The organism is Amycolatopsis sp. cmx-8-4, from assembly GCF_046548675.1.
Taxonomy (GTDB): Bacteria; Actinomycetota; Actinomycetes; order Mycobacteriales; family Pseudonocardiaceae; genus Amycolatopsis.
Window position 1 is genome coordinate 252,928 of record NZ_JAEBDZ010000010.1, and the last position, 12,439, is coordinate 265,366.

General features: G+C 72.7%; 12 protein-coding genes. 9 read left to right on the top strand and 3 right to left on the bottom strand.

The annotated features are described in order from the left end of the window. Window positions 1–72: 72 nt before the first annotated feature. Window positions 73–1,248: a glycosyltransferase gene (locus ACLJQZ_RS23350; RefSeq protein ID WP_410622024.1), complete on the bottom strand. Its 1,176-nt coding sequence runs from the start codon at window positions 1,246–1,248 to the stop codon at window positions 73–75. Between the two features lie 29 nt (window positions 1,249–1,277). Between ACLJQZ_RS23350 and ACLJQZ_RS23355 the strand changes: the two genes are divergently transcribed. The 9 genes from ACLJQZ_RS23355 to ACLJQZ_RS23395 all read left to right on the top strand — a co-directional run bounded on the left by ACLJQZ_RS23355 (window position 1,278) and on the right by ACLJQZ_RS23395 (window position 10,405). Further along, complete coding sequence (locus ACLJQZ_RS23355) at window positions 1,278–2,912, top strand: phospho-sugar mutase (protein ID WP_410622025.1); 1,635 nt, start codon at window positions 1,278–1,280, stop codon at window positions 2,910–2,912. Further along, window positions 2,912–3,364 carry a flavodoxin family protein gene (locus ACLJQZ_RS23360; RefSeq protein WP_410622026.1) on the top strand — a complete coding sequence of 151 codons (453 nt, stop codon included), beginning with the start codon at window positions 2,912–2,914 and terminating at the stop codon, window positions 3,362–3,364. Before ACLJQZ_RS23355 ends, ACLJQZ_RS23360 begins: the two co-directional genes overlap by 1 nt. A 300-nt stretch (window positions 3,365–3,664) precedes the next feature. Then, a complete protein-coding gene (locus tag ACLJQZ_RS23365; RefSeq protein WP_410622027.1) occupies window positions 3,665–4,072 on the top strand; it encodes an XRE family transcriptional regulator in 408 nt (135 codons plus the stop codon). Continuing rightward, entirely contained in the window at window positions 4,069–4,590 is a 522-nt protein-coding gene (locus ACLJQZ_RS23370; protein ID WP_410622028.1) for a hypothetical protein, read from the top strand. The genes ACLJQZ_RS23365 and ACLJQZ_RS23370 overlap by 4 nt, the downstream gene beginning before the upstream one ends. Further along, a complete protein-coding gene (locus ACLJQZ_RS23375; protein ID WP_410622029.1) occupies window positions 4,587–5,702 on the top strand; it encodes an MAB_1171c family putative transporter in 1,116 nt (371 codons plus the stop codon). The genes ACLJQZ_RS23370 and ACLJQZ_RS23375 overlap by 4 nt, the downstream gene beginning before the upstream one ends. Before the next feature lies 1 nt (window position 5,703). Then, window positions 5,704–6,870 (top strand): amidohydrolase family protein, encoded by a 1,167-nt coding sequence (locus ACLJQZ_RS23380; RefSeq protein ID WP_410622030.1) that lies wholly within the window; start codon window positions 5,704–5,706, stop codon window positions 6,868–6,870. A gap of 482 nt (window positions 6,871–7,352) precedes the next feature. After that, window positions 7,353–7,742 carry a hypothetical protein gene (locus ACLJQZ_RS23385; RefSeq protein WP_410622031.1) on the top strand — a complete coding sequence of 130 codons (390 nt, stop codon included), beginning with the start codon at window positions 7,353–7,355 and terminating at the stop codon, window positions 7,740–7,742. 25 nt (window positions 7,743–7,767) lie between these two features. After that, window positions 7,768–9,057 carry a histidine--tRNA ligase gene (hisS, locus tag ACLJQZ_RS23390; RefSeq protein WP_410622032.1) on the top strand — a complete coding sequence of 430 codons (1,290 nt, stop codon included), beginning with the start codon at window positions 7,768–7,770 and terminating at the stop codon, window positions 9,055–9,057. A gap of 58 nt (window positions 9,058–9,115) precedes the next feature. Beyond that, window positions 9,116–10,405 (top strand): hypothetical protein, encoded by a 1,290-nt coding sequence (locus ACLJQZ_RS23395; protein WP_410622033.1) that lies wholly within the window; start codon window positions 9,116–9,118, stop codon window positions 10,403–10,405. Between the two features lie 134 nt (window positions 10,406–10,539). Here ACLJQZ_RS23395 and ACLJQZ_RS23400 read toward each other — a convergent pair whose 3' ends face one another. After that, window positions 10,540–11,748: a sensor histidine kinase gene (locus ACLJQZ_RS23400; RefSeq protein ID WP_410622034.1), complete on the bottom strand. Its 1,209-nt coding sequence runs from the start codon at window positions 11,746–11,748 to the stop codon at window positions 10,540–10,542. Then, complete coding sequence (locus ACLJQZ_RS23405) at window positions 11,745–12,392, bottom strand: response regulator transcription factor (protein WP_247063938.1); 648 nt, start codon at window positions 12,390–12,392, stop codon at window positions 11,745–11,747. The genes ACLJQZ_RS23400 and ACLJQZ_RS23405 overlap by 4 nt, the downstream gene beginning before the upstream one ends. Window positions 12,393–12,439 lie beyond the last annotated feature (47 nt).

Below are 12,439 nucleotides of genomic sequence, written 5' to 3' on the forward strand. Positions count from 1 at the left end.
ACTTTCGTAGGGAAAGATACGTCCGAGGGCCCTCAAAGCGGCACTTTCACGTGAAAGTGCCGCTTTGGGGACTCAGGCGAACGACGGGAGCTGGGCGGCCACCTCGGCCGGGGACGGCATCGCCGCGACCTCCGCGGCCAGCACCGTGGCCGAGGAGCGGACGGTCGGGTCCGTCAGCAGGTGGCGGGCCTTCTCCGCGACGGCGTCCGGGGTGACCTCGGCGGCGAGCAGGCGGGCGCCGACGCCCGCCGCGAGCACCGCGTCGGCGTTGCTGAACTGGTCGGCGCCCTGCGGGAGCAGCAGCTGCCCGACACCCGCGCCGAACGCGCCGAGCGTCGTGCCGCTGCCGCCGTGGTGCACCACCAGGTCGACGTGCGGGAGCAGCGCCGACTGCGGCACCCACGCCGCGAGCCGCACGTTCGACGGCACTTCGCCCAGCGCCGCCGGGTCGACGGTCGGGCCGGTGGCGACCAGCACGTCGACGTCCAGCCCGAACAGCCCGGCGATCGCCGCGCCGAGGACGCCGGCGTGGCCCATCGCGGTGCCGAGCGTCAGGTAGACGAGCGGGCGCCGCTTGTCCAGCACACCCGCGGGCAGCTCACCGGGCTCGCTCCAGCCGACCGGCCGCAGCGGCACGCGCCGCGCCCGCGCCCGCGCCAGGAAACCCGGTTCCTGCACCGATTCCGGGCAGATGTCGATGTACGGTCCGCCGAACGAAAGGTCGTCGCCGACGGTGATGCCCAGGCCGGCGGCGTGCGCCCGGATCGCGTCGCGGATGTGCGTGACCATCGGGTCGTCGCTCGACACTCGGCCGAAACCGTGCGCCACCACGGGAATCCCGGCCTGCATCGCGGCGAACGCGCCACCGGAGTTGCCGGCCTCGCTCACGACCAGGTCGGGCCGCGCGTGCTCGAACAGCGGCAGCAGGTCGGCGACGAACCGCTTCGGCATGAGGTCGCCGAAGACCTTCGCGACGATCGGGCCGAGGACCTCCGGCGGGATCTCACCCGGCTGCCGCCGCGGGCCGGACGGGCTGGGCGGGCCGGACGTGGCGAACGCCTGGCCGAAGGCGTCCTTCATGGCGAGCCCGGCGGCGGCCGTCTCGAGCCCGGATTTCCGCAGCTGGGGCAGGAAGTCTTCCGAGGTGGCGAACACGACGTCGTGGCCCGCGTCCCGCGCGGCCAGCGCCAGCGGGACGAGCGGGAACGTGTGGCCGAAGGACCCCAGTGAGGTGAAGAGCAAGCGCACCCGCCCGACCCTAGCCGTAGGCTGGCGCGGTGACTTTGACCTCCACGCTGCGGGACGCCGCGTTCCGCTGGATCGCCGACGACCCGGACGCCGCCTCCCGCGCCGAACTGCAGGAGGTCGTCGCCCGGGCACTGGGCGGCGACGCCGCGGCCGCCGACGAGGTGGCCGACCGGCTGGCCGGGCCGCTGGAGTTCGGCACGGCCGGGCTGCGCGGGCCGGTGCGCGCCGGACCGAACGGGATGAACGTGGCCGTCGTCACGCGCACCACCGCGGGGGTGGCGGCCTGGCTGACCGCGCAGGGGCACGCGGGCGCGCTGGTCGTCGTCGGCCGGGACGCGCGCCACGGCTCGGAAGACTTCGCCACGGCCGCCGCGGAGGTGCTGACCGCCGCCGGGTTCACCGTCCAGGCGCTGCCCCGCCCGCTGCCGACGCCGTTGCTCGCCTACGCCGTGAAGCACCTCGGCGCGGTGGCCGGGATCCAGATCACGGCGTCGCACAATCCCCCGGCGGACAACGGGTACAAGCTCTACGACGCGACCGGCGGGCAGATCGTGCCGCCGTCCGACGGCGAGATCGAGCGGGCCATCCAGGCCGCGCCGGGCGCGGTCGACGTGCCGCGCGAGCCGGGCGCCGGGGTCGTCGACCTGCTCGGCGGCTACCTCGACGAGATCGCCGCGCTCCCGCTCGGCGCCGAGCGGATCGTGCGGGTGGCCGCGACGGCGTTGCACGGCGTCGGCGCCGAGACGCTGCGCGCGGCCTTCGAACGGGCCGGGTTCACCGACCTGCACCTGGTTGAGGCGCAGTCCACGCCCGACCCGGACTTCCCGACGGTGTCGTTCCCGAACCCGGAGGAGCCGGGCGCGACCGACCTGCTGCTGGCGCTGGCGGCCGAAGTGGACGCCGACCTGGCCATCGCGCTCGACCCGGACGCCGACCGCTGCGCGCTGGGCGTGCGCGAGCGGGACGGCTCGTGGCGGATGCTGCGCGGCGACGAGACGGGCGTGCTGCTCGGCTCGACCATCCTGTCCACTGTGGACCGCACGATGATGCCGGATCCCTTGGTGGCCACGACGATCGTCTCGTCGTCGCTGCTGGGCGAGATCGCCAAGGCCGAGGGCGCCCGCTACGCGGAGACGCTCACCGGGTTCAAGTGGCTGGTCCGCGCGGGCGACGACCTCGTCTTCGCCTACGAGGAGGCGCTCGGCCTCTGCGTCAACCCGGGGTTCGTGCGGGACAAGGACGGCATCGCCGCCGCGACGCTGGCGGCCGGGCTGACGGCGCGGCTGCGCGCCGAGGGCCGCACGCCCCTGGACGTGCTGGACGAGCTGGCGCAGCGGCACGGCGTGTACGTCACCGACCAGGTTTCGCTGCGCGTCACGGACCTGTCGGTGCGCGGCCGCCTGATGGGCAAGCTGCGCGAGGCGCCCCCGGCCGAGGTCGGCGGCGTCGCGGTGACGCTGGAGGACCTGCTTCCCGACGCGGACGTCCTGCGCCTCACCGGCGACGGCGTCCGGATCGTGGTGCGCCCGTCCGGCACCGAACCGAAGCTGAAGGCGTACCTGCAGGTCGTCGAGCCGGTGCGCGGCTCGCTGGCGGACGCGCGCGCGGCGGCGGGCACCCGGCTGACGGCGTTGCGGACCGACGTGGCGGCCCTGCTGTCCTGATGCCGAAGCTGCTGATCGTGCACCACACGCCGTCGCCGTCGACCCAGGCGATGTTCGAGGCCGTGCTGGCGGGCGCGGCCCACCCGGACGTCGAGGGGGTCGAGGTGGTCCGCCGCGCGGCGCTGGCGGCCACGGTCTCCGACGTCCTCGATGCGGACGGCTACCTGCTGGGGACGCCGGCGAACCTGGGCAGCATGAGCGGCGCGCTGAAGCACTTCTTCGACACGGTCTACTACCCGTGCCTCGACGAGACGCGGGGCCGGCCGTTCGGGTACTGGATCCACGGCAACAGCGACACGTCGGGGACGGAGCGCCAGCTGCTGGCCATCACGACGGGGCTGGCCTGGGTGAAGGCGGCGGACCCGGTGATCGCGACGGGCGAACCGGACAAGACGGTGCTGGCGGCGTGCACCGAGCTGGGTGGCACGCTGGCCGCGACGGTGATGCCTTAGCCCGAGAAAGTAAGAGGCCTGTCACCGGAAGCCCTGGGGGTCGACCTCCGGCAACAGGCCATGCCAAGGGTTCGCCGTGAGGCGATCAACCTTGGTGCTACGAAGCGTACTACAGACGGCCGATCATGACGAGTCGGAGGCGCGCTTGCCTCTCGCCTTGTGGTTCCGTACACCCCCAGGGTACGGAAGAGCAAGGCGAGAGGCGAAGCAACTGTAAACCACTGCATACGATAGCTGTCAACATGTGCGTACAGTGGTTTCCCGGCTAGAATTTTCACGGTGGAAACTTAGGGGGCGGGGATGGCACAGGAACGCACCTTCGCGGAACGCCTTACTGCCCTGATCGAGGCGGCCCGCCTCGACGGCCGGGCGCCGCACAGCTACCGCGAGATCTCGGCGGCCGTCGAGCGCGCCGGCGGGCCGGCGATGTCGCCCGCCTACCTGCAGCAGCTCGCGACCGGCAAGCGCGTGAACCCGAAGATCCACTACGTCGAGGCACTGGCCAGACTGTTCGGCGTGCCCGTCACCTACTTCTTCGACGCCGAAGCCACCGGCCCGGCCCCGACCGGCGAGGCCCAGCTGATGGCGATGCGCGCGCAGGAGCTGTCGCCGCAGGGCCGCCGGCAGGTGATGGACCTGCTGGACCTGGTCGAACGGTACGAGCGGGCCGAACGCGACGGCCGAAACCCGGAGGACGCGCCGCGATGAAGGAACGCGAGCTGCGCCGCCGGTGCCGGAAGCTGCTGAAGGACCTCGACATCGGGCCGCCGCTGGACGTCGAGCAGCTGTGCGCGCGGCTGGGTGAGCAGCGGGGTAAACCGATCCGGCTGATGCCCTACCCGCTGGAGGTCCCCGGGCCGTTCGGCTGCTGGATCGCGACGTCGGCGGCCGACTACATCTTCTACCAGGCCGAAACGACGAAGTCCCACCAAGATCACATCATCCTGCACGAGCTCGGCCACATGCTCGCCGACCACCACCCGCAGGGCGACGCCGAGCCGGCGGACTTCCTGCGCGGCCCGGCTCCGGATCTTGACCCGGATGCAGTACACCGCGCCCTGCGCCGGACGTCTTACGATGACGCCCACGAGTGGGAAGCCGAGACCGTCGCGACCATCATCCTCGAGTGGGCGTCGGTCCTGAACTACACGATCCCGCGGCGCGCTGCGGACCGGGATCTTCGCCGGATCCAGGGGGCGCTCGGCGATCACCAAGGGTGGTTGTGAGCACACTTTTCAGCCCCGTGAACGTTCTCGCGATGGTGCTGTTCGCCGCTGCTTTGGCGTGGCGGATCTACCAGCTGGTCCGGGCGCCGACCCTGCCCAACTGGTCCGTCACCGCGTGCATCGCCGGGTTCGCCGCCGCGTTCCTCCTCCAGCAACAGGTGATCTCGGACGCCTTCGACGCCGTCTTCGGCCTCGGCAGCGCGCGGGTGGCGAACAACGCGCTGCTCGCCTGCGCCGTCTGCGCGCTGGTCCTGTTCTTCCTCGGCTCGGCGCTGGGGCCGATCCGCCGCTACGGGCGCGTGGTCGTCGAGCTGGTGCCGCTGGCCGCGGCGATCGCGCTGATGATCGTCGCGATGGACCTGACGCCGCCGGAGCTGCGCGGCGCCGCGCTCGGGCCGGCGACGATCCACGACAGCGGCGTCGCGCTGTTCTACCTGGGCGCCGGGCTGTACCTGATCTACGGCCTGATCGCCTGCACGGCGTGGATCGTGCGCTACCTGCGCGTCGCCGACCGGAACCTGCGGATCGGGCTGCGGATGAGCGCGGTCGGCCTCGCGAGCGCGGCCGTGGGCAGCATCTTCCGCGCGCTGTACATCGTGGTGGCGTGGGCGTTCGGGCCGGTCGTCCGGATCCTGCTGCTGCTCGGGGTGCCGTTCGTGATCATCGGCGGCGCGTTGTTCCTGGCCGGCGTCACCTACCCCGGCGTCCGGGCGCGGCTGTCCGCGATGCGGCGGCGCCGGCGGCACCGGCACGAGCACCAGGCCCTCGATCCACTGTGGACGGTCTTGGTCGGCGCGTTCCCCAGCATCGTGCTGCGGACCCCGCCGCGCGAACGGTTCTCGCCGCGCACCGTGCACCGCGTCTACTACCGCCGGGTGATCGAGATCCGCGACGGCCTGGTGCAGCTGTCCCCGTACCTGGACGCGGACTTCGGCGAGGTCGTCGCCACCGACCCGGGCGCCGCGGCGGCCGCGTTGAAGACGGCGTTGCGGCGGCACGCGGCGGGCGAGGAGAGCGACGGCCGCGCCAAGCAGGTGCTGCCCGCGGGAGCCGACGACATCGAATCGGACGTCCGGCCGCTGCTGGCGCTCTCGGCCGCGATGGGCGCGTGACGTGGACACCCTGATCACGGCCGGCCGGGTCCTGCCACGGCCGTCGACGCCGGTTCTCGACGGCGCGATCCTGGTGCGCGACGGTGTCCTCGTGGCGGTGGGGCCGCGCGCGGAGGTCCTGCCGCAGGCCGCGCCCGGCGCGTCGCGGCACGACTTCCCGACCGGCACGGCGCTGGCGGGGTTGTTCAACGTCCACGTGCACCTGGCCTTCGACGCCTCACGCGAGATGCTGGCCCACTTCCTGGTGGGCCCCTCTTTGGAGGACACTCGCGCGCGGCTGGCGTCGATGCTGCGCAGCGGCGTGACGACGGTCCGGGACCTGGGCGACCGCGGCCACCTCGGCGCGGCCGTGCGTCGCTCATTGGCGGGTGTGGCCGCCCCGCGGCTGCTGGTGTCCGGCCCGCCGATCACGGTGCCGGACGGCCACTGCCACTTCTTCGGCGGCGCCACGACGTCCGACGCGTCGATCCGGTCCCTGATCGACGAGAACGCCGCGGCGGGCGCGGACGTCATCAAGGTGATGGCCACCGGCGGCCAGATCACCGAGGGCGGCGCGGACATGTGGGAGCCGCAGTTCGACGCCCGGCAGCTGGCGCTGATCGTCGCGCACGCGGCTTCACACGGGTTGCCGGTCGCCGCGCACGCCCACGGCGCCGACACGATCGAGGCGGCGGTCGAAGCCGGGGTGTCGACGATCGAGCACTGCAGTTTCATGACGGGCCCCCGCACGTTCGACCGGCGGGATCCGGTGGCGGCCGCGATGGCCGCCCGGGGGATTTCAGCGTGCTCGACGAGCAGCCGCAACTGGCGGACGATCGTCGAGAAGCTGGGTCACGAGGTGGCGCAAGCGATGTACGGCCGGTTGCCGTGGCTGGAGGAGCACGGGGTCCGGCTGCTGGCCGGTACCGACGCGGGCTTGCCGGGATCGGTGTTCGACGACCCGGTCGGCGCGCTGGAGCTGTACGAGTGGCTCGGGTTCGGCCGCCGCCGGATCCTGGAGATCGCGACGGAGGACAGCGCGGCGGGGCTTGGTCTTTCGGCCGTGACCGGGCGGCTCGAGGCCGGGCTGGCGGCGGACGTGCTGGTGGTCGAAGGCGATCCGCTGGCTTCGCTCGCGGCCCTGCGGAACCCGTTGCTGGTGCTGGCCCGGGGACGCGCCGCCGCGTAGGCCGGTCGGGCGCGAACGGGCCACTCACGCCTTTTGCGGCACGAACGGGCCGCTCGCGCCCCAACGCCGAGCGCACGAACGGGCCGCTCACGCCCGTTTCGGCACGAACGGGCCACTCGCGCCTGTGTTCGCGGCACCAAAGGGCCACTCGCACCGGTTCGCCAAGCGCGCGAACGGACCCCTTGTGCCCTCCGCGGCACGAACGGGCCGCCCGCACCGCTGCAACACGAGTGGTCCACTCGCGCCCTTATGGCACGAAGGGGTCTACTCGCGCCCCTACGCCACGAACGGGCCGCTCGCGCCCCCAATGTCACCCGCCAGGCTGGAACCGCACCCGGCCCACGCGTCGCCACCGCCATCCACCTCTCCCCTGCGGCAAGGTCACCCCAGCCGCTTCCCCGATCAGGGAACGCCCAGTTCCGTGACACCGTTTTAAAACAGTGTTACCTTAGCCCTCACCACCCCACCACGAAGGAGTCCCGATGCACGGCCCCATCCAGCTCTTCACCGTGATCGCCCTGGTCTCGCTGCCCACCGTGATGTACGGCGGCTACGCGCTGATGGGCGTCATGCGCGACCGGAAGCTCACCGAGCACCAGCGGGCGATGTTCCGCGCCGGGCACGCGCACGCCGGCGTTCTGCTGATCCTCGCCCTGGTCGCGTTGCAGATCATGAGCCGCACCACCTTCTCCGACACCACCCTGTGGGTCGGCAGTTTCCTGCTGCTGTTCGGGATCCTGGCGCAGTCCGGCGGGTTCTTCCTGCACCTGATCCCGAACCGGGGCAAGCTCGGCGGGCGGGTGACGTCCGTCGGTGCCGTGCTGCTCGGTACGGCGACGCTGCTCACCGCGTACGGGGTCGCATTCCCCTGACAAAACCGGTCGTTAAGCTGGTCACGTGCCTGAATACCTGCCGACCGCGCCCTACAAGGGGACCCGGGACTTCCTGCCCGCCGAGATGTCCGTGCGCACGCAGGTGTTCGGACATCTCTACGACGTCCTCGAGCGCCGCGGCTTCCTCCGCTACGACGGCCCGATCCTCGAGTCCGCCGAGATCTACGAGCGCAAATCCGGTCAGGAGCTCGCCGACAAGCAGCTGTACACGCTCACCGACAAGGGCGGACGACGTCTCGCGCTGCGTCCGGAGATGACGCCGTCGGTGGCGCGGATGATCGCCGGGAGCGCGAAGTCCCTTTCCTTCCCCGTGCGGTGGTACAGCCACCCGAACTGCCACCGGTACGAGGCGCCGCAGCGGGGCCGGGTGCGGGAGCACTGGCAGATCAACGCGGACATCTTCGGCTCGGACAGCGCCAACTGCGAGATCGAGATCTTCGAGCTGGTGCACGACATGATGGCCGCGCTGGGTGCGACGCCGGACATGTTCGTGCTGCGCGTCAACGACCGGAACCTGCTGACGTCGGCGCTGACCGACGTCGCCGGCGTCTCCGAGGACCACCTCTCCCAGGTGTTCGCGCTGGTCGACCGCTGGGAGAAGTACCCCCGCGAGAAGCTGGCGGAGGGCGCCGGCGAGATCGGCCTGTCGGACAAGCAGTTCGACAAGCTGGCCGAGACGCTCGACATGGGCGAGGCGCTCCTGGAGGAGCTGCCGGCGGCGGTGCGGGAGCAGTCGAACCTGGTGAAGGTGCTCGACAGCAGCGCCGGTTCGCTGGTGAAGTACGAGCCGATCATCGTGCGCGGGCTGGCGTACTACACGTCGACCGTGTTCGAGGTCTTCGACACCGCACCGGAGAACCGCCGCGCACTGTTCGGCGGCGGCCGCTACAGCGACCTCGCGTCGATGTTCACCGCGCAGCAGATCCCGGGCATCGGCTTCGGCATGGGCGACGTCACGCTGATCGACTTCCTCGAGACGCACGGCCTCACCCCGGCGCCGCGCAGCGAGGTCGACGTCATGGTCATCCCGGTCACCGAAGACCTCTCGGACGCCGCCCGCACGGTCGCGCGGTCGCTGCGCCAGGCCGGGCTGCGGACGTCGACGCCGATCGAGCACCGCAAGCTGGGCAAGGAACTCACCCGCGCGGACAAGGCGGGCGCGGTCGCGGTGGTGATCGTCGGCCAGGAGGACTGGGCGGCCGGCAACGTGACGGTCCGCAGCCTCGCCACGCGCGAGCAGAACCCGGTCGCGATCGCGGACGCCCCCGCGGCGGTCACCGCGCTGCTGGCCTGAAATCGGTTCGACTCCCCCTCGGCGCCTGGGCATCCTGGGCGCTGAGGGGGAATGCCGGATGCCGGAAACCGAGCTGACCGTCGAGGATCTCGACGCGGTCGCCGCGGGTGACGCCGCCCGCTGGGCGGACTTCGACCTGGCGTACCGGAGGTCCTGGTGGATCGGCCGCGACGCCCAGCTGAGCCGCCGTCCTTCGCGGACCGAACTGGCCGCGGCCGCGTGCCACGGGAACGGGCGGCTGCGCGAGGCCGCCGTCGAGCGGCTCGCGGTCCGCGCCGATCCCGAAGTACTGCCCCTGCTGCTGATCCGCTGCGTCGACTGGGTGCGGCCGATCCGGGATCTCGCGCGGCCGCTGACACTGTCCAAACTGGACGAACCGGCGTTCCGCGCGATGCTGCCGCTGATCGGCGTGCTGCGACGGCGGCAGGTCGACGACTGGATGACCACACTGTTCCGCCAGGCGCTGACCCCTCGGCTGCTCGACGACGCGCTGGCGTTGCGGGACAACGAAAGCCGCCGCTTCGCCCACCACGAGGCGATCGGGCTGCTCCCGGCCGGGCGGCTGCTCGACATCGCCGCCGGGGACCGGGACGTGCGGATCCGGACGTTGTGCGGTTCCGCGTTGCTCGACCGCGGAGAGGCCGTCGAGGAGCTGCTCGCCGCCGGGACGCCGAAGATCCGGATGCGGGCCCTGACCCTTCTCGGCGAAGACACCGCGGTGGCGCACCTCGCCGACCGGGCATCGGCCGTGCGCTCCATGGCCCAGGCGCTGGTGCTGAAGGCGGGCGGCGACCCGGCCGCGCACTACCGCACCCTGCCGGTCACGCCCGGGGTGCTCGCGGGACTCGGCGAGACCGGCACCGCGGCCGACGCCGAACCGCTGGAGCGGCACCTCGTCGACGAGCGGCCGCGGTTCCGGGCCCTGGCCGTCCGCGGCCTGCGCCGGGTGGCGCCGGAGTCGGCGGCGGTGCGCCCGCTGCTGACCGACCCGTCCCCCGCGGTGACCCGGCAGGTCGTGGAGTTCCTGCGCGGCAAGCTCGCGCTGGTCGACGTGCCCGCGCTCCGGGCCCTGCTGAGCCCGGAGCACCCGGTCCACACGCGACGGGCGGCCGCCGCCCTGCTGCGCGACCGTGACACGTGGCTGCGGCTGCACACCGACCTCGGCCTGCTGCACGACCCGGACCTGGGCGAGGACGCCCACCAGGACCTGCGGGCCTGCCGCGACCACCTGACGAACGTCTACACGAAACCGTCCGCGGAGGTGCGCGCGGACATCGAGGCGATCTACGCCGACCTCGACCCCGCACTGGCCCGCGAGATCCGCCTCGCACTGGGCTTCAGCACGTAACTCGCATGATCAGACCCGGATCTCGCGTGATCGGGCCCGGAACTCGCGTGATGGGAGCCGTAACTCGCGAGTTCCGGCTTCCATCACGCGGGATCCGGCTTCCGTCACGCGGGATCCGGCGTTGATCACGTGGGTTACGCGAGGTCGGCGCGCAGCAGGCGGAGGGTGAACGTCGCCCCGGCGCCGGGGCGGGCGACGGCGGCGATCGTGCCGCCGTGGCCCGTCACCACCTCGCGGACCAGCGCCAGGCCCAGGCCGAAGCGGCGGCCGTCGCCCTCGGTGCCGCGGGCGAAGCGCTCGAAGATGCGGTCCGCGTCCGCCGCCGGGAAGCCGACGCCCGTGTCGCGGACCCGCAGCTCCACGTACCGGTCGTCCGGCTGCCCGAGCCACACCTCGATCGAGCCGCCCGGCGGGGTGTGGCCCAGCGCGTTGTCCAGCAACGCCGAAAGCACGCGCCGCAACGCCGTCGGGACACCCTGGACGACGTACGGCCCGCGCTCGCGCGTCACCGCGATCCGGACCTGGCCCGCCCCCGCGCGCACCGCCTCGGCCGCGACCGCTTCCTCGGCCAGCACGCCCAGCTCCACCGGCACCAGCTCCGGCCGGCCGCCGCACGCCTGCGCGGACAGCAGCAGGTCTTCGACGACTTCGCCGAGCTCCCGCGTCCCCCGCACCAGCTGCTCCAGCCCGTCGCGGTCCCGCTCCGACGACCGCCGGGCCAGCAGCTGCGCCCGGGTGTGCAGCCGGGTCAGCGGGGCGCGCAGCTCGTGCGAGGCGTCCGAGACGAACGTGCGCTGCCGCCGCAGCGCGTCGGCCAGCGGCCGGATCGCGCGGCACGCCAGCACCCGGCCGCACACCACCGCCGCCAGCAGCGCCAGCAGCTCGGCGATCCCGAGCCCGAACAGCAGCGACGAGCGGTCCTGGATCTGGTACCGCTCCTCGAAGTACGCCTGCGAGACGACGCCGCCGTGGTTCTCCACGCGGATCGTGTACGTCATGTCGCCGAGCGAACGCCGTTCCGTGTGGACGTCACCCGGCGACGGCGTGAGCGCGGCCAGTCCGGCGACCGGCACCCCGGCCGGCGACGGCCCGGCGGGCGCGTGCAACGCGGGCGTGAACAGCCAGACGCAGCCGGGCGGGGTCGCGGTGGGGCCGAGCTCGATCGTGCGGGCCAGCGTCCGGTCGGCGTCGGCGTGCTGACCCGACAGCAGCATCCCGTAGGCGATCCCGCCCGCGACGGCCACCAGCAGCGACACCACCACGGCGATCTGCGTGGTGATCACCCACCGCGCCCGGCGCAGGGCGCGGGCTTCGGGGTCTCCGGGGTCGCCGCGGGGTCTCACACCGCGCCGATCTGGTAGCCGAGCCCGTGCACGGTGCGCACGACGTCCCGGCCGAGCTTGCGCCGCAGGTAGTAGACGTAGGTGTCCACAATGGACTCACCGGTCGAGTCGGCGAACACGCGGGTGCGCAGCGCCGCCCGCGGGTGGATCGCCTTCGGCCGCTGGGCCAGCGCCCGCAGCAGCTCGAACTCGCGCCCGGACAACGTGATCCGCTCGCCGCGCGGCAGCACGACCTCGTGGCGCTGCAGGTCGAGAGCGGCGGTGCCGAGCGGGATGCACTCGGCGCCGTCGAGGTCACGGCGGCCCAGCGCGCGCAGCCGGGCCAGCAGCTCCTCGGTCTCGAACGGCTTGACGAGGTAGTCGTCGGCGCCGGCGTCGAGCCCGCCGACGCGGTCGGCGAGCGTGCTCAGCGCCGACAGCACCAGGACGCGCGTGGTCACCGCCCGGGCCCGGAGCCGGGCGAGCAGCTCCAGGCCGTCGAGCACCGGCAACCGGCGGTCGATGATCATCACGTCGTACCGCCCGGTGAGCCCGAGGTGCAGGCCCCGCTGCCCGTCGTACGCCGCGTCCGTCTCGTAGCCTTCGTCCGCGAGCAGCTCGGCGAGCAGGCCCGCGAGTTCGCGGTCATCCTCGACGAGGAGCACTCTCGGTTTCTCCGCCGCATCGTGCACGACCCCATACTGGCAGTTAT

What these genes read in the sequence shown, in the direction of transcription:
- ACLJQZ_RS23360 (WP_410622026.1), top strand. Translation starts at nt 2,912, where the DNA reads ATGCCGAAGCTGCTGATCGTGCACCACACGCCGTCGCCGTCGACCCAG.
- ACLJQZ_RS23365 (WP_410622027.1), top strand. Translation starts at nt 3,665, where the DNA reads ATGGCACAGGAACGCACCTTCGCGGAACGCCTTACTGCCCTGATCGAG.
- ACLJQZ_RS23370 (WP_410622028.1), top strand. Translation starts at nt 4,069, where the DNA reads ATGAAGGAACGCGAGCTGCGCCGCCGGTGCCGGAAGCTGCTGAAGGAC.
- ACLJQZ_RS23385 (WP_410622031.1), top strand. Translation starts at nt 7,353, where the DNA reads ATGCACGGCCCCATCCAGCTCTTCACCGTGATCGCCCTGGTCTCGCTG.
- ACLJQZ_RS23395 (WP_410622033.1), top strand. Translation starts at nt 9,116, where the DNA reads ATGCCGGAAACCGAGCTGACCGTCGAGGATCTCGACGCGGTCGCCGCG.